Origin of the sequence: Streptomyces pallidus (ex Mingjun et al. 2026), assembly GCF_051550185.1 — a bacterium.
Lineage (GTDB): Bacteria > Actinomycetota > Actinomycetes > Streptomycetales > Streptomycetaceae > Streptomyces.
On sequence record NZ_CP196181.1, the window covers coordinates 4,545,792 to 4,563,683 of the forward strand.

18 protein-coding genes and 2 pseudogenes are annotated in these 17,892 nt (G+C 74.2%); 11 read left to right on the top strand and 9 right to left on the bottom strand.

The window, feature by feature from the left end; all coding sequences use genetic code 11:
- Window positions 1-125: 125 nt before the first annotated feature.
- The 5 genes from ACSHWO_RS20110 (at window position 126) to ACSHWO_RS20130 (ending at window position 5,740) form a co-directional block, all read left to right on the top strand.
- On the top strand, window positions 126-1,679 hold the full coding sequence (locus ACSHWO_RS20110; protein ID WP_438313544.1) for a carboxylate--amine ligase: 1,554 nt from the start codon (window positions 126-128) through the stop codon (window positions 1,677-1,679).
- A gap of 171 nt (window positions 1,680-1,850) precedes the next feature.
- Entirely contained in the window at window positions 1,851-3,125 is a 1,275-nt protein-coding gene (locus tag ACSHWO_RS20115; protein WP_438313546.1) for an NAD(P)-binding domain-containing protein, read from the top strand.
- 17 nt (window positions 3,126-3,142) lie between these two features.
- Window positions 3,143-3,385 carry a hypothetical protein gene (locus ACSHWO_RS20120; RefSeq protein WP_361099804.1) on the top strand — a complete coding sequence of 81 codons (243 nt, stop codon included), beginning with the start codon at window positions 3,143-3,145 and terminating at the stop codon, window positions 3,383-3,385.
- Window positions 3,386-3,398: 13 nt separating this feature from the next.
- On the top strand, window positions 3,399-5,471 hold the full coding sequence (locus tag ACSHWO_RS20125) for a SpoIIE family protein phosphatase (RefSeq protein ID WP_438313548.1): 2,073 nt from the start codon (window positions 3,399-3,401) through the stop codon (window positions 5,469-5,471).
- Window positions 5,472-5,557: 86 nt separating this feature from the next.
- Window positions 5,558-5,740 (top strand): hypothetical protein, encoded by a 183-nt coding sequence (locus tag ACSHWO_RS20130; protein WP_361099798.1) that lies wholly within the window; start codon window positions 5,558-5,560, stop codon window positions 5,738-5,740.
- Window positions 5,741-5,766: 26 nt separating this feature from the next.
- On the opposite strand, the gene ACSHWO_RS20135 is transcribed toward ACSHWO_RS20130, so the two are convergent.
- Window positions 5,767-6,210 (bottom strand): DUF6299 family protein, encoded by a 444-nt coding sequence (locus ACSHWO_RS20135; protein WP_438313550.1) that lies wholly within the window; start codon window positions 6,208-6,210, stop codon window positions 5,767-5,769.
- 164 nt (window positions 6,211-6,374) lie between these two features.
- Here ACSHWO_RS20135 and ACSHWO_RS20140 point away from each other — a divergent pair, with 164 nt between their 5' ends.
- Both ACSHWO_RS20140 and ACSHWO_RS20145 read left to right on the top strand, forming a co-directional pair.
- Window positions 6,375-6,965 (top strand): DUF4352 domain-containing protein, encoded by a 591-nt coding sequence (locus ACSHWO_RS20140; protein WP_438313552.1) that lies wholly within the window; start codon window positions 6,375-6,377, stop codon window positions 6,963-6,965.
- A 57-nt stretch (window positions 6,966-7,022) separates the two neighbouring features.
- Window positions 7,023-7,514 carry a DUF5949 family protein gene (locus ACSHWO_RS20145; protein WP_438313553.1) on the top strand — a complete coding sequence of 164 codons (492 nt, stop codon included), beginning with the start codon at window positions 7,023-7,025 and terminating at the stop codon, window positions 7,512-7,514.
- Between the two features lie 147 nt (window positions 7,515-7,661).
- Here the strand turns inward: ACSHWO_RS20145 and ACSHWO_RS20150 are convergent, their stop codons facing one another.
- Together ACSHWO_RS20150 and ACSHWO_RS20155 are read right to left on the bottom strand one after the other, a co-directional pair.
- Window positions 7,662-8,936, bottom strand: coding sequence for a cytochrome P450 (locus ACSHWO_RS20150; RefSeq protein WP_361099786.1), 1,275 nt, complete (start codon window positions 8,934-8,936; stop codon window positions 7,662-7,664).
- A gap of 55 nt (window positions 8,937-8,991) precedes the next feature.
- Entirely contained in the window at window positions 8,992-10,146 is a 1,155-nt protein-coding gene (locus tag ACSHWO_RS20155) for a low temperature requirement protein A (protein WP_438313554.1), read from the bottom strand.
- Window positions 10,147-10,281: 135 nt separating this feature from the next.
- Between ACSHWO_RS20155 and ACSHWO_RS20160 the strand changes: the two are divergent.
- From ACSHWO_RS20160 to ACSHWO_RS20175, 4 genes and pseudogenes are all read left to right on the top strand, one after another.
- A pseudogene (locus ACSHWO_RS20160) lies at window positions 10,282-10,725 on the top strand (MFS transporter); the annotation flags it as partial.
- Window positions 10,629-11,138 carry a Rieske (2Fe-2S) protein gene (locus ACSHWO_RS20165; protein ID WP_438319349.1) on the top strand — a complete coding sequence of 170 codons (510 nt, stop codon included), beginning with the start codon at window positions 10,629-10,631 and terminating at the stop codon, window positions 11,136-11,138. The pseudogene ACSHWO_RS20160 and the gene ACSHWO_RS20165, both read left to right, overlap by 97 nt.
- Window positions 11,101-11,497, top strand: a pseudogene (locus ACSHWO_RS20170) (hypothetical protein); the annotation flags it as partial. The gene ACSHWO_RS20165 and the pseudogene ACSHWO_RS20170, both read left to right, overlap by 38 nt.
- 72 nt (window positions 11,498-11,569) lie before the next feature.
- Entirely contained in the window at window positions 11,570-11,827 is a 258-nt protein-coding gene (locus ACSHWO_RS20175; protein WP_361099780.1) for a hypothetical protein, read from the top strand.
- A 28-nt stretch (window positions 11,828-11,855) separates the two neighbouring features.
- Here ACSHWO_RS20175 and mscL read toward each other — a convergent pair whose 3' ends face one another.
- From mscL to ACSHWO_RS20205, 6 genes are all read right to left on the bottom strand, one after another.
- Window positions 11,856-12,380, bottom strand: coding sequence for a large conductance mechanosensitive channel protein MscL (gene mscL / locus ACSHWO_RS20180; protein ID WP_361099777.1), 525 nt, complete (start codon window positions 12,378-12,380; stop codon window positions 11,856-11,858).
- Between the two features lie 129 nt (window positions 12,381-12,509).
- Entirely contained in the window at window positions 12,510-13,133 is a 624-nt protein-coding gene (locus tag ACSHWO_RS20185) for a hypothetical protein (protein WP_438313557.1), read from the bottom strand.
- 236 nt (window positions 13,134-13,369) lie between these two features.
- Window positions 13,370-14,203 carry an S-methyl-5'-thioadenosine phosphorylase gene (locus ACSHWO_RS20190; RefSeq protein ID WP_438313559.1) on the bottom strand — a complete coding sequence of 278 codons (834 nt, stop codon included), beginning with the start codon at window positions 14,201-14,203 and terminating at the stop codon, window positions 13,370-13,372.
- A gap of 77 nt (window positions 14,204-14,280) precedes the next feature.
- Window positions 14,281-14,580, bottom strand: a complete 300-nt coding sequence (locus tag ACSHWO_RS20195; RefSeq protein WP_361099768.1) for an FmdB family zinc ribbon protein — start codon at window positions 14,578-14,580, stop codon at window positions 14,281-14,283.
- Window positions 14,581-14,647: 67 nt separating this feature from the next.
- Window positions 14,648-15,943 carry an MFS transporter gene (locus ACSHWO_RS20200; RefSeq protein WP_438313561.1) on the bottom strand — a complete coding sequence of 432 codons (1,296 nt, stop codon included), beginning with the start codon at window positions 15,941-15,943 and terminating at the stop codon, window positions 14,648-14,650.
- 431 nt (window positions 15,944-16,374) lie between these two features.
- Complete coding sequence (locus ACSHWO_RS20205) at window positions 16,375-17,883, bottom strand: potassium/proton antiporter (RefSeq protein ID WP_438319179.1); 1,509 nt, start codon at window positions 17,881-17,883, stop codon at window positions 16,375-16,377.
- Window positions 17,884-17,892 lie beyond the last annotated feature (9 nt).

The window sequence follows — 17,892 nt, forward strand, 5'->3', positions numbered from 1 at the left end:
GTGTGCTTGCCCAAGACGTTAGGCATCACATCCGACGAACGGCCTGTCCGGTGACGGCCTCCGTAGGCCATTCGCAGTTGCGCACCATCCCTGCTTGGTCCGACTAGGTGAAAGACACCCTTCCCATGTACGAGTTCTCCGGCCACGTGCCCGCTGTCGTGCTCAGACTCGACCGGAATCCGTTCCACCACGGAACCCTCGGCGCCGTCAGGTCCCTGGGGCGCAAGGGTGTGGAGGTCCATGCCGTCGTCGAGTCCGGGGGAGGTCCCATGGGGCGCTCGCGGTACGTGCGCGCCCTGCACGAGGGTCCGCCGGGCGGGCTCGACCCGGAGGCGCCGGAGGCGCTCGGGGAGTGCCTGGCGAGGGTGTCGGAGCGGATCGGGCAGCCCGCCGTGCTCATCGCGATGGACGACCTGAGCGCCATCGCCGTCGCGCGGATCGCGCCGATGCTGGAGGGGCGGTTCCGGATCCCCCACCAACCCGACGGCCTGCCGGCCAGGGTCGCCGACAAGGCCGAGCTGTCGCTGCTCTGCGCGCGCTGGGGCATCCCGCACCCGGAGACCGTGGTCCCCGGGAGCGGGGCGGAGGCGGCCGAGGCGGCCTGGCGGCTCGGGCTGCCCGCGGTCGCCAAGTGGAGCCGGCCCTGGCTGCTGCCGACGGGCTCCGGCCTGCGCAGCACCACCCTCGTGCACACCGCCGCGGAGGCGCGCCGGCTGTACGACCGCTCCGCCGAGGCCGGGAGCCGGCTGCTGCTGCAGCGGTTCCTGCCCGCCGGCGCCGACACGGACTGGTTCTTCCACGGCGCGTTCGGCCGGGGCGGGCGGCCGCTGCTCGCGGGTTCGGGCCGCAAGGAGCTGTCCTGGCCGGTGCGGACGGGGCTGACGGCGGTGGGGCGCTGGCTGCCCGACCCGGCGGTGGAGGAGGCGGGGCTGCGGATCGCCGAACGCCTCGGCTACCAGGGCATCCTGGACCTGGACTTCCGGCAGGACGAGAGCGGCTGCTTCCGGCTGGTGGACTTCAACCCGCGGCCCGGGGCCCAGTTCCGGCTGTTCACGGACGAGGCCGGGCTGGACGTCGTCCAGGCCATGTACCTCGATCTGACGGGCCAGCAGGTGCCCGGGCAGTCCGGGGGGCCGGGCCGGGTGTTCGTCGCGGAGAACTACGCGCTGCTGGCGTCGCTGCGCGGGCGGCAGCTGCCGCTGCTGCGGCGCGGACGGCGGCGCGGTCCGGCCGAGGAGCCGGGCGCCGGGCGCGGGCCGGGGCGGGGGAGCGCGAAGGGGCGTACGGAGGCTGCCTGGTTCGCGGCGGACGACCTGCTGCCGTTCCTGGCGATGCTCACCGCGTTCCTCGGGCGGGGCGCGGACAAGGGGGCGCGCGTCCTGCGCGGGATCCCGGCGCACGGGCGGCGCACGGCGCGCGCGGTGGTGCGTGCCCCGCGCCAGCGTGCCCCGCGCCAGCGCGACGGCGACCGGGCGGTGCCCGGGCAGCCCGCCGTACCGGCCCCGCCGCCGACGCCTTGCGTACCGGGTGCGCCAGGGGCGCCGGGCGGGCCCCCGGCGCCCGTACCCGCGCCCGGCGCGGCTGCCCCACCGGCCGCGCCCGGGTCGGCGACGCCGGTCGTGCCGCACCCGCCCGGCCCGCCGGCGGCCGCCGCCGAGGACGAGCTGGTGACGCGGTGACCGGCCGGGAGGCGGGGCCGTGCCCCCTGCGGGCGACACGGGCCGTGTCGGCGTTTGAGCCGCCGGGCTCCGGGAAGCCGGAGACGGCGGCGCGCACGACTCCGGCCAGCCCCGTACCGCCCCGGCGAACGATGGGGGACCCATGAGAGCGGAGGGACAGCGGTGACTCGGATGGACGACCTCGTCGTGGTCGGCGCAGGCCCGTACGGGCTGTCGATCGCCGCGCACGCGGTGGCGGCGGGTATCGGCGTACGGGTGCTCGGTCGCCCCATGGCCTCGTGGCGGGACCACATGCCCGACGGCATGTACCTGAAGTCCGAGCCCTGGTCCTCGAACCTCTCGGCGCCCGGTGGCCGCCACACCCTCGCCGAGTACTGCGCCGGCCGGGGGCTGTCGGCCGAGCACGGCCGGCCGCTGCCGATCGGCGCGTTCAGCGCGTACGGCATGTGGTTCGCCCGCCGGGCGGTGCCGGAGGTGGAGGAGGTGACCGTCACCGAGGTCACCCCCCAGGGCGACGGCTTCCGCATCCGCACCGCCGAGGGGCCCCCGCTGCTCGCCCGGACGGTGGCCGTCGCCGTCGGGGTCATGCCCTTCGCCCGCCACCCCGAGGCGCTGCGCGAGCTGCCGCCCGGGCACTACTCGCACAGCAGCGCCCACCGCGACCTCAGCCGGTTCGCGGGCCGGGAGGTCGCCGTGATGGGAGCCGGGCAGGCCGCCCTGGAGACCGCCGTCCTCCTCGCCGAGAACGGCGCCCGGCCCTGCCTGGTCGCCCGGCGGCCCCGGATCGACTGGAACACCGTCCCCCCGCCGCTGGAGCGCCCGGCCCTGGAGGCGCTGCGCCGCCCGCACAGCGGCCTGGGCAGCGGCTGGCGCACCTGGGCGTGGTCCGAACTGCCGTGGGCGGTGCACCGACTGCCCGCGGCCCGGCGGGAGCGGATCGCGGCCACCGCGCTCGGGCCCGCCGGGGCCTGGTGGCTGCGGGACCGCTTCGAGCGGAGCGTCCCGACGCTGCTCGGGCACCGGGTGCACCGGGCCGTCGCGGTGGGGGACCACACCAGGCTGGGGCTGACCGGCGCGGGCGGGAAGTCCGTCGTGCTGGACGTCGCGCACGTCATCGCCGCCACCGGGTTCCACCCGGAGCTGGCCCGGCTGGGCCTGCTGGACGCCCGGCTGCGCGCCGCCCTCGACACGGTCGGCAGCGGCGGCACGCCGGAGCTGAGCCCCGGATTCGAGTCGTCGTGGCCGGGACTGTTCTTCGCCGGGCTGCTGACGGCTCCCTCATTCGGCCCTTCCATGCGATTCGTGCACGGTGCGGGGTTCACGGCGGGGAGACTGGTGAAAGGAGTCCACAGGCGCCTCGGCGCCCGGCGCCGGCCGACGGGCTCCCTCGGAACCCCGCGGCCCGCCCGGGCCGACGCGGGGCATCCGAAGACGTCTCTGCGGTGAGGTGAGAGGGGTCCGCGATGACTGCGGAGCAGCGAGCACAGGGCCGCGGCTGGGTGCGCATCCCGGCCAGTCGCGCGGAACAGCACACCACTGCGCCCCGGACCGCCCCGTACGGTCCTCCCGCGCCCGCCCCGGCGGACCCTTCGACGATCTACCTCTCCCTGGTCAAGCGCTGGCGGGAGGCCGGGCGCACCCTCCCGGGGCATCCGGACGAGGAGTGGGAGCGCCTGATCTCCCAGCCGTGCTGGCCCGGACGTTAGGTGGTGTTGTCTGGTGGCAGCGGCGGAGCGTGACAGATCCGGCCCGGCGACCGGTCCCGGCGAGCGGCTGGCCCTGAACGGCATGGGCAGCTTCGAGTGGGACCTGCGCGCGGGTACGTTCGAGCTGGACGAAGCCGGGTACGCGGTCCTCGACCTGGACCCGGAGGAGTTCGACCGGACCCCGGAGGGCCTCGGCCTGCGGATCCCGCAGATCGACAGCGCGCGCCTGGCGGACTCCGTGCGCACCGCGGTGGACGAGGGCGCCGAGACGCACGGCTCGTACTTCACGGTCCGCCGGCGCGACGGCGTCGACCAGTGGACCCACACCCAGGGCAGGATCCTGCGGGACGCCGCGGGGCAGCCCGACCGGATCGTCGGGATCGTCCGGGACGCGACGGCCGAGCTGGCCCAGGCCACCGTGCTGCGGAAGTTGGAGTCGGCGCGGGCCAAGCAGGCGACGATCGTGCAGCGGACCACCGAGGCCCTCTCGCGGGCGGTGACCGTCGACGACGTGACCGCGACGCTGACCGGTGCGGGGGCGCTGGAGCGGCTGGGCGCGGACGGGCTGGCCCTGGGACTGGTGGAGAACGGCGCCATCAAGATCATCGCGTTGAGCGGGGAGTCCCTGGAGATCCTCAGCGAGCGGAGGTTCACCCGGCTGGACGGCACCCTGCCGCTGTCCCAGGCGGTGCTCACCCGCAAGGCCCGGTTCGCCACCTCGCTGAGCGACCTGGCCGACGAGTTCCCCCTGCTCGCCGACTACCTGAACCGGATCCGGTTCGACGCGGCCGCCTACCTCCCGCTGATCGCCCAGGCCCGGGCCATCGGCGGGCTGGTGCTCTTCTACCGCAAGCGCACCGAGTTCAGCCCCGAGGAGCGCAACCTCTGCCTGGGCCTGGCCGGCATCGTCGCGCAGTCCCTCCAGCGGGCGCTCCTCTTCGACCAGGAGCGGGAGTTCGCGACGGGCCTGCAGGCCTCGATGCTGCCGCGGCGGATCCCGGAGATCAGCGGCGGGGAGATCGCCGTGCGCTACCACTCGGCGTGGAGCGGGCGCGAGGTCGGCGGGGACTGGTACGACGTGATCGCGCTGCCCCGCGACCGGGTCGGCATCGTGGTGGGCGACGTCCAGGGGCACGACACCCACGCCGCGGCGATCATGGGCCAGCTGCGGATCGCGCTGCGCGCCTACGCGGGCGAGGGGCACCCGCCGTCGACCGTGCTGGCGAGGGCCTCCCGCTTCCTCGCCGAGCTCGACACCGAGCGCTTCGCGACCTGCATGTACGCGCAGGTGGACCTGGAGACGGGCGGCGTACGGGCCGTCCGCGCCGGCCACCTCGGCCCGCTGATCCGGCACACCGACGGGCGGACGGGCTGGCCCAACGTGCGCGGCGGGCTGCCGCTCGGCCTGGCCTCCGTCTTCGAGCAGGAGGACTTCCCCGAGACCCGGCTCGACCTCGTCCCCGGAGAGACCCTCGTGCTGTGCACGGACGGCCTGGTGGAGGAGCCCGGCACCGCCATCACCCAGGGCATGGAGGCCCTCGCCCAGGTGGTCCGCAGCGGCCCGCAGGAGGCGGGGGCGCTCGCCGACCACCTCTCGGACCGGCTCTGGGAGCGCTGGGGCTCCGGCGACGACGTGGCCCTGCTGGTGCTGCGCCGAGCCCCCGACCCGGGCACCCACCGGGCTCCGCGCATCCACCAGTACATCCACCAGGCCGACCCGGAGGGGCTGTCCGAGGCCCGCTTCGCCCTGCGGCAGGCGCTGCGGGACTGGGGCATGCCGGAGCTCGCCGACGACGTGGAGGTGGCCGCCGGGGAGCTGCTGGTCAACGCCCTGCTGCACACCGACGGCGGGGCGGTGCTGACCATGGAGGTGCTGCCGGAGCCGGTGCGGCGGATCAGACTGTGGGTCAAGGACCGCTCCAGCGTGTGGCCGCGCCGGCGCACTCCGGGGGAGGCCGCCACCACCGGGCGCGGGCTCCTGCTGGTGGACGCGCTGGCCACGCACTGGGGGGTGGAGTCCCGGGGCGACGGCAAGGCGGTGTGGTGCGAGTTCGACGCCTCGGGCAGCCCCCGTGGCACCGTGTGAGCGCCCGTGCGCTTCGAGTTGTGGTAGAGGGAGTGCGGCGTGATGATGCGGTCCATGAAACGGACGCGTGTGGAACGGATCGCCCCGTGCGGCGCCGCCTGAGCGGGCGCACGGCCGGCGGCCTGCTGGCGCTGCTCCTGCTGGGGGCCGCGGTGCCGGCGGCCGTGGACCTGGCCGTCGACCTCGCCACGGGGCACCGGCACGCGGATCCGGGGTGCCGGACCGTGGCGTTCATGTCGATGACGGGGGTGGCGCCGTCCTGCCGGTAGCGCGGCCGGCGCCCTGCCGCCGCGGCTCAGCGGTGGTCGACGACCTCGACGGCCTTCTCGTCCGCCGCCACCGTGTCGAGCGACGAGGGCATGAGGCCGGAGAGGCGGATCTCCTGGAGTTCCGCCGTGACCCTGGCGGGGCCGGCGTGCACCTGCGGGGTGTAGGCGAGCGTGGCGTGCGCGTGCCAGTCGTGGTCCTTGCCGTCGCAGACGGCCCTGCCGGCGCCGATGCCGAGGTGGACGTCGCCCTGGACGAGTGCGGCCTTGATCTGGATCGTCCCGTCGGGTGACGGCTGCTCGCAGCGGTAGGTGCCGGAAAGGGTGATCGTGCCGTCCGCGTCGATGTGTGCTTCGGACCGTACGGAAACAGTCTGATTGAATACGGTGGCCGCGGCCGGGGCGGTGAATGCCGTGGTCGCTGCCAGGGCGGAGAAGGCCGCCAGGGTGATGCGGCTGCCGGACGTGCGCATTCTTCCTCCAGGTGGATGCCGATGTCGGAATTCCGTCGGAACGCATTGTGCTGGCAGATGGGCGGCATCTCGCTCCGTACACCCGTGTCGGTGTGTGCAATTCCCCGCTCGGGCGCGTGAGACTGGCCGGAAAAACCCCTCGAAGGTCCCCGAAGGGATCGCGCATGCGCCAGTCCGCTCCCGCCGCCGCTTCCACCCTCGCCGCCGTCCTCCTGCCGTTCCTGCTGTTCGGGGCCACGGCCTGTTCCGCACCGTCCGACGGGGGCGCCCTCGCCCCTGCCGCGGCGCCCGCCGTCCCGGTGGACGACGCCGCGCCGGGCGCCGAGGGCGCCCCTGCCGCGAAGGACGCCCACGTGGGCGACTCCGTCCGGGTGCACGGCCGTCAGGTCGGCCGGCACCTCCAAGCGGTGCTCACCGCGTACGTCGACCCCGCGGTCAGCGTGGAGAAGAATTTCGCCCCGCCCGCGGGGAAGCGCTGGGTGGCCGCCTCGATGTCGTTCGTCAACGTCGGCGGGGCCCCCTACGGGGCTCTCGGGCGCATGTGGGCGTACGACAGCGCCGGGAAGCGCCACCCAATGGTGCGGACGGGCGAACTGACCACCGGAAAGCCCCTCGTATTCGATTCGCTGGCCGTCGGGGAACAGGTGGACGGGTGGGTCGTGTTCGAAATTCCGGAAAATACGCGCATTGTTCGGCTCCAGTACGAGGATGCGAACATCCGGTCGAATTCCCGAGAAGGATTCTGGGCGGTGTAGCCCGCGCGGGTGACGGGCCGTGAAGGGCCCGGTGCGAAGGCCATTAGGGTGCGGCGCATGACTTCAACTCAAGCCGAAATCGACCGGGTCCGGCTCGGTACCCTCTCGGTGCTCGCCTGGATCGGCGACCCCGCCGAGGGCCACGACATGCCGTACCTCCTCGCCTACTCGCTGGGCGACGGACCGCACGGCCCGGAGGCCGCCGAGGAGGCCGCGCGGGCGCTGCTGGCGGAGAACAAGCTGTCCGTCGGGGACAAGGTCGAGGACGGCCGGAAGGACCCGGCGGGATTCCCCGTGCAGATCGTCCTGGCCGACAACCAGGTCGCGCTGACCCTGCCCGGACTGAACGCCACCTGCACCGTCCCGGACGAGTGGGTCGAGGCGGCGAACGAGAGCGGCCACGCGTACTTCCTGTTCGCCACGCGCCCCTGGCCCGAGGCCGTCCCGGGCCGCCCGGTCGACGCCGAGACGCTCCAGGCGTTCGCCAGCGACGAGGAAGTGCTCGCGACCTGCGCCCACTGCCTCCTCGCCGTGCGGCGCCTGCAGTAGCAACCGCGCCAGCACCGCACGATGCCGGCGGCGGCCCGCGCCCGCTCCGGCCGCCGGGCCCCAGCCCGCCCGGCGGCCGGTTCCGAGCGTCCGCGCCGCGCCGACGGGTGTCGGCGGCGCCGACCGGGCGGCCGCGGACGCCGTGGGCTACTGCCGCGGCGGCTCGAAGGCGAACCGGAGCGAGCGGACGCGGTTGTCGAAGTTCGACCCCGCCAGGTCCGGCAGGCCCACCGCGCGCAGCCCGACCGGCCGGGTCAGCAACTCGCGGAACAAGGCCTTCATCTCCACCCGGGCCAGGTGCGCACCCAGGCAGAAGTGCGGCCCGCCGCCGCCGAAGCCCAGGTGCGGGTTGGGGGAGCGGGTGATGTCGAAGGCGTCGGGGTCGGGGAAGACCGCCTCGTCGCGGTTGGCGGAGGCGTAGTAGAGCACGACCTTGTCGCCCGGCACGAAGAGGTGACCGCGCAGGGCGTGTTCGGCCACCACCGTCCGGCGGAACTGGATGATCGGCGTCGAGTGCCGGATCATCTCGTCCACCGCCCCGTCCGCGTGCTCCTCGAAGTCCTCCAGCAGCAGGTCCCGCTGCTCCGGGTGGTCGGTCAGCAGGGACAGGCCGTGGGTGATCGCGTTGCGGGTGGTCTCCACGCCCGCGACCATCAGCAGCGAGAAGAACGCGCCCAGTTGGCGCGCCCCGAGCGCCTGACCGTCCACGTCCGCGCGGACCAGCGCCGAGATCAGGTCGTCGGAGGGGTTCTTGCGGCGCTCCCGCCCGATCCCCGCGACCATCCGCTGCATCCGGGCCAGGGCGCGCAGGCCCCGCCCGGGCATCCGCAGCCGTGCCGTCAGGCCCCGCTCGACGCCGATGTTCTCCGAGGCGTGGTTGACGCGGTCGGCGATCTCCGCCCGGTGGCGCTCCGGGATGCCCATCATGTTGCAGATGACCTCCAGGGGCAGCCGGGAGGCCACGGCCGAGACGAACTCGTCGGGCCGGTCGGTCAGCACGTCGTCCACGATCCGGGCGGCCACCGCGTGGATGTCCGCCTCCGCCGCCGCCAGCAGCCGCGGCGTGAACGCCCGCTGCACGATCTTGCGGAGCTGGGCGTGGTCGGCGCCGTCCAGGTTGACCATCGAGTCCCCGAACAGGGCCCGCACCCACCGCGCGGGCTCGGGCGTGGTCACCCCGGGCGCGCTCGCGAACACCTTCGGCAGCCGGCTCGCCTCCTGCACGTCCGCGTGCCGGACCAGGGCCCAGTGGCCCCGCCCCCTGCCCTCGGGCACGAACACCGGGGCGTCCAGCGCCCGGAGCCGGGCGAACGCCGCGAGCCGGGCGGCCGGGGGCTGCTGCCAGAACGCCGGGTCGGCGAGCTCTCCGCACTCCGCCACCGCCGGGTCGGCCTGCCCGTACCGCTGTACCGGGACCTTCATCGTTTCTTCTTCTTTCTGCCGGCGCGTTGGCCGCGGCCGCTGCCGCCCGCGCTCCTCACGCACCAGAACGCTCCCGCTCCGCCAAGGTCACGCCCGCCGCCACCGTGGCCGCGGCCACCAGCCCCGCCCACAGCACCGCGTACGGACCCGTCCAGGCGCAGGCGAGGACCGCCGCCGCCGACACCGGCAGCAGCAGCTGCTGGACCGTGCCGTGCTTGAAGTGGCGGGAGTGCAGCAGCCAGACGAAGGCGAGGTACACCGCCATCGGCACCGCCACCGCCAGGTTGGCCGTCAACTGGGAGACGTGCGCCTTGCCGACGGTGTACTCGATCGCCACCTCGATGCCCGCACCGATCGCGGCGGCCGAAGAGAAGATCACGTAGTGCCCGTAGCCCCACGGAATGGCCTCCCGGTTGCTGCGCAGCCGGTCGTGGACGGGGGCGGCGAAGTAGATCCACCACGCCGAGAACACCAGCAGCAGGCCGCCGCCCGCGATCGGCAGGAGCACGTCCAGCGCCTCGTGCTCGGCGATCGCCGACTGCACCGCGACCGTGCTGGCGGCGATGGTCTCGCCGAGCACGATGATGGTGAACAGGCCGTAGCGCTCGGCGATGTGGTGCGGATGCCACGGCGTCTGGTGGTGGCTCTCCGCGACGACCGGCACCAGCAGCTCCGCCATGACGAGGACGAGGAACAGCCACCTCCTGCTCGCCGCCGGCGCCCAGAGCAGCGCCACCCAGCCGGCCTGGCAGACCACCAGGCCGGTCGCGTACCCGAGCGCGCAGCCACGGGCCGGGCCGCTCTCCCCGGCCGCGGCCCGCAGCCACTGCGCGGTCAGCGCCAGGCGCATCACCACGTACCCGATGACGGCGACGGTCCAGTCGCTGGCGTCGAAGGCCTCCGGGATCCCGGCCGAGTAGACCAGCACGCCGGCGATCTGCACGAGCGTCGCGATCCGGTACGGGACGTCGTCGACGTCGTAGGCGGAGGCGAACCAGGTGAAGTTCATCCACGCCCACCACACCCCGAAGAACACGTAGAAGTAGCCGCTCACCCCGGCGCCGACGTGGCCCTCGGCCAGCGCGTGCACCAGCTGGCGGCCGGCCTGCGCCACCGCCACGACGAAGCACAGGTCGAAGAAGAGCTCCAGCGCGGTGGCGGACCGATGGCCCTCGTCCCGGTCGCGGGCCGTCATCGGTACGTACGTCATACCGCCCAGCACAGCAGCCCGGGGCCGGCCGGTAGGACCTTGGCGGCGGCCGGAGGGGTACGCCTTCACCTGTACGGCCCCGCTACGACCCCATCGAGGCGGGCTTGAACGGGATGAAACGCCTAGCGTGGTGCTGTGCCCGAGCCCGAGCCCGCAGACGTACGCGGCCCCGCGCCGCCCCCGCCCGCGGGCGGGGCCGCCCGGCCCGTGCCTCCCCCCGGGGCGGACGCGGCCCTCCCGCCGACGGGGCCGTCCGTCGCCGCGCGGGCCACCCCCGCCGGTACGGCCGTCTCGCTGCTGCTCGTCGCCGCGACCGTGCCGGGCAGCCGGCTCCTGCGCGACCTCGGCTCGGCCCTGCTCCCGTACGCCGTCGCCACCGTCTTCCTCGCCTTCGGCGTCGCCTACCGGTACACCGCGGTGCCGAGGACGGCCGCCACCTACCCCGGCCTGCAGAAGTTCCTCGGCGCCCGCTCCCGCGCCCGGTGGATCGCCCACCAGCTGGTCTTCCGGGGCTGCGTGCTGGCCGCGCTGATCACCTTCCCGCTGACCCGGGGCTGGTCGAGAACGTCGCCGACCGGCTGGCCCCGGGCCGGTCCGCGGCCTTCCGTCTCCCCGGGGACGAGGACCCCACGCTCGCCGTACGCCCGCCCGACGGGTCCCCCGTCGGCTACTCCGCCGTCCGTACGCACCTGGCCTGCGCCGTGCTGTGGCGTGCCGACCGCGGCGCCGACGGGCAGTCGTACCGCCCCTGCCACGAGGGCGTCTTCGACTCCCGCACCGGCGGGGTGGCCGCCGGGCCGCCACCCCGCCCGCTGCCCAGGGTCTTCCCGGCCGAGGACCCCGACGGCAGCATCTGGGCCCTGGCGACCGCCCGGTCGGGGGAACCCGGCAAAGGCGCCCTGTGCCGGCAGATCGGCGAGCCGCGGGACCCGCTGGCCCGCAGGCCGGGCTGCCCCGGCGCGGCCGGCACCACCGGGCGGCGGCGGACATGAGCGACGCCCCGCCGCCCGGCCCGGAGTACCACCCGGCAGCGCCGAACCCCGGCTGAACCGGCCGGTGCGGGAACGGTACCCGCAGCCGCCCCACCAGCGGCTACGGCGACCCGCGGATCCGGCACACCGGCCCCGGCCCGGCGGCCGGCACCGAACAGGAGCCGGAGAGCTCCTGGAAACTGTCCGCCCGCCTGGTCCTGGCCCTGACGGTCGTCACCGGACAGCTCTGGGGGCTGACGGTGACCGTCGACGCGTGGATGCGGGGCAACACCGCCACCGCCTGGTCGGGGGTGGGCTTCCTCGCCCTGTCCTTCCTCGCCGTCCTCGGCCTGCGGCGGCTGGACCCCGGGGACCGCTGACCCCGTATCCCGGCGCCGGGGCCGCCCCGGCCGGGCGGGGGCGGCGGCGCGGGCGGCCGTACCCTGGGGGGCATGAGCACCGTCCCCGCTTCCGACCCGCAGTCCGCGCACGCCGCACCGGCGGCCCCGGCCGGGGCCGAATCCCCGACGGAGTCCCCGACCGGATCCGCGGGCCCGCGGAAGCCCCGGCCGCGGCTCGACTTCGACGACCCGCTGGACCAGCAGTCCCGGGACGACACCGACCACGGGTGGGGCGATCGGGCCCCCGCCGCCGGGAGCAGCGCCGACCTGGCCCGTTTCCTCGACGAGAAGCCGCCCCACCACCTCTGACCGACCGCCGGCGGTCCGGCCGGTACTGCTAGTACTGGTGGTGCTGGGAGCCCGGCGCCGCCGGGCCGCCGTTGCCGTACCCGTTGCCGTAGCCGGGCGTCCGGCCGCGCTGCGCGACGAGCTCGTCCCGGATCTCCTTGAGGACCACCAGCTCCGTGACCTCGATGGTCTCCTTGGCGCCCTCCCGGGCCTTGCGCCGCTCCTCGACCTTGGCCAGGTACTTCGCCATCGGCAGCACCATCAGGAAGTACACGACCGCGGCCGTGATCAGGAAGGTCAGCGCGGCGTTCAGCACCGAGCCCCACAGGATGTTGACGCCGATGGCCTCCCCCTTCGCGTCCACGCCGCAGGGGCCCTTCAGACAGGAGCTGTAGCCGTCCAGGCTCTTGGTGCCGACGGCGCCGACGATCGGGCTGATGATCCCCTTCACGACCGAGTTCACGATGTTCGTGAACGCGGCGCCGATGACCACCGCGACCGCCAGGTCGACCACGTTGCCGCGCATCAGGAAGGCCTTGAAGCCCGCCAGGACGCTCTCCTTCTTCTCGCTCACTGCTGAGCCTCTCTTCGAATCCGTCTGGAATGGAGCCAACGGTTCCGAAAACTACGGCAGTCGGGGCCCGGCGTGTCCAGTCCGGGTCCGGACCACGGTGACCAGCAGGTACGCGCGTCCGATTCCGGATCAACACAGCGTCACCGCCAGCCGCGCCGCCGCACCCGCCCCGACCAGCGCCCGCGCGGTGTCCCGGGGCACGGACAGCACCACCAGCGCCCCTCCGGCCCCGGCGTCCGCGCCGTCCTTCTCCGGATCGGGCACTCCCACCACTCGGGCCCCCTCGGCCACCACCCGCGGCGGCCCCGCCCGCTCCGCCGCGACCACGTCCACCCGGTCACCGGGCCGCAGCAGCCGCACCGTCGCCGCGTCCGCGATCCGCACCGGCGCCGAGACCATCCGTACGGGCGGCGGCGGTGGTGGTTCCTTCGCGGGCGGCCCGGCGCCCCGGGACGCCTGGGCCTGGGGGCCGCCCGCCACCGCGAGCGCGGCCGCCGCGACGGCCAGCGCGGCCGAGGCCGCCCGCCGGCGCCTCCGCAGCGCCCGCCGCAGCCGGTCCCCGCCGCGCCCGACCCGCAGCGGCGGAAAGGACGGGACCGCATGCGCCGGCGGGCACGGAGGAGCAGAGGGGACGGAAGCGGGAACGGAAACGGGAACGGGGACGGGGACGGGCGTCGAGGAGGGGGAGGGAGTCGAAGAGGAGGAGGGGAAGGAGGAGGAGGGGAAGGACGAGGGCTGCGAGGTCCTGGACATGGCGGCACCGCCGGTTCGCGTGGGTTCCGGTGCCCGGACGGGCGTCCGGACACCCCCACGATCCGCCGCCCCGTCCGCTCCCGCTCCCGCCTGTGGACCGTCCCCAGCCTGTGGACAACCGCGTCACCCGGACGTGGCGCGGCCCCCCTCGCAACGGGCGAGCGGGGCCGCGTCGTACCGCGGGTGGCGCCGCCGCGGCGGACCGCCCCACGGCCGCCCGCCCGGGGCGGGCCTTCCTACGGCAGCTCGATGCCCAGGTCCCAGCCGTCGTGGGCATGCGTGCACAGGCAGTCCCGGGAGTCCGTGGCCGGCAGCGCCGCCACCGCGTCGAAGAGGACCTCGCGCAGTCGGCCGGCGTTCTCCCCGAACACCCTCAGCACCTCGGTGTGGGAGACGCCCTCGCCGGTCTCCGCACCCGCGTCCAGGTCGGTGACCAGGGCCATCGAGGTGTAGCAGAGGCCCAGCTCCCGGGCGAGGACGGCCTCGGGGTGTCCCGTCATGCCGACGACCGACCAGCCCATGGCCGCGTGCCACTGCGATTCGGCCCGGGTGGAGAAGCGGGGGCCCTCGATCACGACCATGGTGCCGCCGTCGACCGGCTCCCAGCCGCGGCCGCGGGCCGCGGCCAGCGCCACCGAGCGGCCCACCGGGCAGTACGGGTCGGCGAAGGCGGTGTGCACCACGTTCGGGACGGTCCCGTCGGGCAGCGGCTCCCCGTCGAAGAAGGTCTGGGTGCGGGACTTCGTTCGATCGACGAGCTGGTCGGGGACGAGCAGCGTCCCCGGACCGTACTCGGCGCGCAGCCCGCCGACCGCGCAGGGCCCGAGCACCTGGCGCACGCCCATCGAGCGCAGCGCCCACAGGTTGGCCCGGTAGTTGATCTTGTTGGGCGGGACCTTGTGGCCCCGGCCGTGGCGAGGCAGGAAGGCGACCTGCCGCCCGGCCAGTTCGCCGAGGAAGAGGGAGTCGCTGGCGGGCCCGTACGGGGTGTCCACCCGGACCTCGGAGACGTCCTCCAGGAAGGAGTAGAAGCCCGAGCCGCCGATGACACCGATCTCTGCGTTAGCCATGCCGTCACCCTAACCGGGGCATGCGCGAGGCCCCGCTGCCCGAAGGGGCGGCGGGGCCTGGCGACGATGCGGCTCGGTCAGGCGGCCGAGGTGGAGCCGCCCGCGGAGGGGGCGGACGACGCGGCCGGCGCAGCGGAGGCCGTCGAGGTGGTGCTCGACGACGAAGCCGGCTTCGAGGCAGGGGTGCTGCTCGACGAGGCGCCGCGGCTGTCGTTCCGGTAGAAGCCGGAACCCTTGAAGACGATGCCGACCGCGGAGAACACCTTCTTCAGGCGTCCGTGGCAGTTCGGGCACTCGGTCAGAGCGTCATCCGTGAACTTCTGCACGGCCTCGAGGCCCTCACCGCACTCGGTGCACTGGTACTGGTAGGTCGGCACGAATTTCCTCCTGGCACTCTGACTCGATGAGTGCTAACGATGCTCCATGGTGACGTATTCCGGCGGATCAGTCCACCGTCACCGGCACTCGGTGACCCATCCCACGCTCGTCGGCGGGGGCGGACGAGTTGATGACCCGGCTCGGCGCCCTGGGCGCCAGCCTCGACCGCAGCGCGAGCAGCGTGGCCAGTGCCAGGACGGTGCCCGCCATCGGCACCAGGAAGCCGTACGAGGACCCGTGCGCGTCGGTCAGGCGGCCGGCCGCGATCACGGCCACGGCCTGCCCGAAGGCGACGGCGCCGGTCAGCCAGGTGAAGGCCTCGGTCCGGGTGTGGGCCGGGACCAGCGACTCCACCATCGTGTAGCCGGTGATCAGGGCCGGGGCGATGCACAGGCCGACGAGCAGGCCGAGGCCGCCCAGCAGGACGGCCGAGTGGGCGGTCCACAGGACGGAGGCGGTGACGGTCAGGCCGGCGTAGCCGAGCAGCAGCCGGCGGCGCGGGCCGATCTTCCAGGCGATGGCGCCGCAGGCGATGCCCGCGGTCATGTTGCCGGCCGCGAAGACGCCGTACAGCAGGCCGTTCGCGCCGGGGTTGCCGATCTCGTTCGAGAAGGCGGCCAGCGAGACCTGCATGCCGCCGAAGACGGCGCCGATCCCGAGGAAGGCCGCGATCAGGACGCGCAGGCCGGCGTAGGACAGGGCGGAGGCGTGCTTCTCGCCGGTCGCCGCGGACGCGAGGACCTTGGGCTGGGTGGAGCGGCGGGCGGCGAACACCAGGCCGCCGACCAGCGTCAGTGCGGCCTCGGTGGTCAGGCCGGCGGCGGGGTGGACGCCGGTGCACAGCGCGGTGGCGAGCACGGGGCCGACGACGAAGGTGAACTCGTCGGTGACGGACTCGAAGGCGGCCGCGGTCGGCAGCAGCGGGGAGCCCTCCAGGCGGGCGGTCCAGCGGGCCCGGACCATCGGGCCGACCTGCGGGACCGAGGCGCCGGTCGGGACGGCGGAGAGGGCGAGCGCCCACAGCGGGGCGTCCATCAGGGCCAGCGTCACGAGGGCCGCGACGGCGGCGGCGTGCGCGAGGACGACCGGGACGAGGACGGCGCTCTGGCCGCGGCGGTCGGTGAACTTGCCCATGACCGGTGCGGACAGCGCCATCGAGACGCCGGTGACGGCGGAGACGATGCCGGCGGAGGCGTAGGAGCCGGTGGTGTGCTGGACCAGGAGCAGGATGCTGATGGTCAGCATGCCGAAGGGGAGGCGGGCGGCGAATCCCGGGAGGACGAAGCCCAGGGCGCCGGGGGTGCGCAGGAGCGCTCCGTATCCGGGCCGGGCGGACGTGTCGGTCGTGACCGCGGATGTCACGGCCTGGCCTTTCCGCTGCCTGGTAGGGATCCCGGCTTGCGGAGGTGTTTCGCTGGTGAGCGGCCGCACCCGTACGCGGGAACCCCGAGAGCTGTCCTCTTGCGCAGAACCGAGTGATACCTGGGCGCCCACTGCGTGAGGGAGCCACGGCCGCTTTGCGGTCGCGCCAGCTCTGCATCAGGCAGAGTTGGTTCGATGTGGTGTGCCTTTATCGTACAGGCAGGTGTGCTATTACGCCCTGTGATTCCGCCGACAAGCTGTGACTTCGCCTGCGTTTGACGTGAAGTTCGCCCCTCCAGAATCCCTCGAACCGGGGTGAAGGCCCGCAGTTTCCATGGAAAGCCCGCGAACTAGAGCGACGCTCTAATGTCTGGGGCCGGTGAGACCCATGGGATTGACGGGTCGCGCCGGCCTGAGGCAAGGGAATCCGGTCAGCGGGGTGGCGTCCCGTTCCCCGTTCCCAGCCATCCGGCCAGCTTCCCGCCCCGGGCCACCGCCCGCAGCCGGGCCTCCGCCGCGTCACGCACCGGGTCGGTGGCCACCACCAGCAGCTCGTCCCCGCGCCGCAGCACGGTCGCCGGCAGCGGTACGAAGCTCTTGCCGTCCCGGACCACCAGCGTCACCGAGGCCCCGGGCGGCAGCCGCAGCTCGCTCACCTCGACGCCGTGCATCCGCGAGGCCTCGGGGACGGCGAAGGACAGCAGGTGTCCGCGCAGCTTCTCCAGCGGGGCCGACTCGATCCCCAGGTCGGCGGCCGTCTCGTCCGCCCGGCCGAGGTTGAGCTTGCGCGCCAGCCAGGGCAGCGTCGGCCCCTGCACCAGCGTGTAGACGACGACCAGCACGAAGACGATGTTGAAGATGTGGTCGCTGCCCTCGATCCCGGTCACCATCGGGATGGTCGCGAGGATGATGGGTACGGCGCCGCGCAGGCCCGCCCACGCCATCAGCGTCTTCTCCGCCGCGGAGATCCGGAACGGCACGAGGCTGACGAACACCGACAGCGGCCGCGCCACCATGGTCAGCACCAGCCCGATGACCACCGCCGGCCAGAAGTCCTCGGCCAGGTCGTGCGGGGTGACCAGCAGGCCGAGCAGGACGAACATGCCGATCTGGGCGATCCAGCCGAGCCCGTCCGCGAACCCGCGGGTCGCCGGCCAGTGCGGGAGCTTCGCGTTCCCGAGCACCACGGAGGCGAGGTACACCGCGAGGAAGCCGGAGCCGTGCGCCAGCGCGCCGGCCGCGTACGCGGCCACGGCGATGGCCATGACGGCGATGGGGTAGAGGCCCGAGGCGGGCAGGGCCACGTGCCGCAGGCCGTACGCCCCCAGGAAGCCCACGGCGAGGCCGGTCGCGGCGCCGATCGCCAGCTCCAGCGCGATCTTGCCGATCAGGAGGTACCAGGGCTCGATCGGGCCGATGGTCGAGAACGCGACGACGAGGATGACGACGGGGGCGTCGTTGAAGCCGGACTCGGCCTCCAGCACGCCCGTGACCCGGGCGGGCAGCGGGATCTTGCGCAGGACGGAGAAGACGGCCGCAGCGTCGGTCGACGAGACGACCGCGCCGATCAGCAGGGACTGCCGCCAGTCCAGCCCCACCAGGTAGTACGCGCTCGCCGCCGTCACGCCGACGCTGATCGCCACGCCGACGAGCGACAGGGCCGCCGCGGCCGGCAGCGCCGGCCTGATCTGTTTCCACTTCGTGCCCAGGCCGCCCTCGGCGAGGATCACCACCAGGGCCGCGTACCCGATGACCTGCGTCAGCGCGGCGTTGCTGAACACGACGTGGCCTATGCCGTCCCGGCCTATCGCGATGCCTATGCCGAGGTAGATGAGCAGGCTGGGCAGGCCGCTGCGCGAGGAGAGGCGCACCGCCGCGACCGCGACGAGCAGGACGAGCGAGCAGACCAGCAGAAGTTCGTTGAGCGTGTGGACGGTCAGTGGGCGGCC

Excerpts from the sequence above, each read along its gene's own strand:
- ACSHWO_RS20175 (WP_361099780.1), top strand. The coding sequence starts at position 11,570 with ATGAGCACCGTCCCCGCTTCCGACCCGCAGTCCGCGCACGCCGCACCG.
- ACSHWO_RS20155 (WP_438313554.1), bottom strand. The coding sequence starts at position 10,146 with ATGACGTACGTACCGATGACGGCCCGCGACCGGGACGAGGGCCATCGG.
- ACSHWO_RS20190 (WP_438313559.1), bottom strand. The coding sequence starts at position 14,203 with ATGGCTAACGCAGAGATCGGTGTCATCGGCGGCTCGGGCTTCTACTCC.
- ACSHWO_RS20145 (WP_438313553.1), top strand. The coding sequence starts at position 7,023 with ATGACTTCAACTCAAGCCGAAATCGACCGGGTCCGGCTCGGTACCCTC.
- ACSHWO_RS20185 (WP_438313557.1), bottom strand. The coding sequence starts at position 13,133 with ATGTCCAGGACCTCGCAGCCCTCGTCCTTCCCCTCCTCCTCCTTCCCC.
- ACSHWO_RS20115 (WP_438313546.1), top strand. The coding sequence starts at position 1,851 with ATGGACGACCTCGTCGTGGTCGGCGCAGGCCCGTACGGGCTGTCGATC.
- ACSHWO_RS20140 (WP_438313552.1), top strand. The coding sequence starts at position 6,375 with ATGCGCCAGTCCGCTCCCGCCGCCGCTTCCACCCTCGCCGCCGTCCTC.
- ACSHWO_RS20150 (WP_361099786.1), bottom strand. The coding sequence starts at position 8,936 with ATGAAGGTCCCGGTACAGCGGTACGGGCAGGCCGACCCGGCGGTGGCG.
- ACSHWO_RS20110 (WP_438313544.1), top strand. The coding sequence starts at position 126 with ATGTACGAGTTCTCCGGCCACGTGCCCGCTGTCGTGCTCAGACTCGAC.
- ACSHWO_RS20135 (WP_438313550.1), bottom strand. The coding sequence starts at position 6,210 with ATGCGCACGTCCGGCAGCCGCATCACCCTGGCGGCCTTCTCCGCCCTG.
- ACSHWO_RS20120 (WP_361099804.1), top strand. The coding sequence starts at position 3,143 with ATGACTGCGGAGCAGCGAGCACAGGGCCGCGGCTGGGTGCGCATCCCG.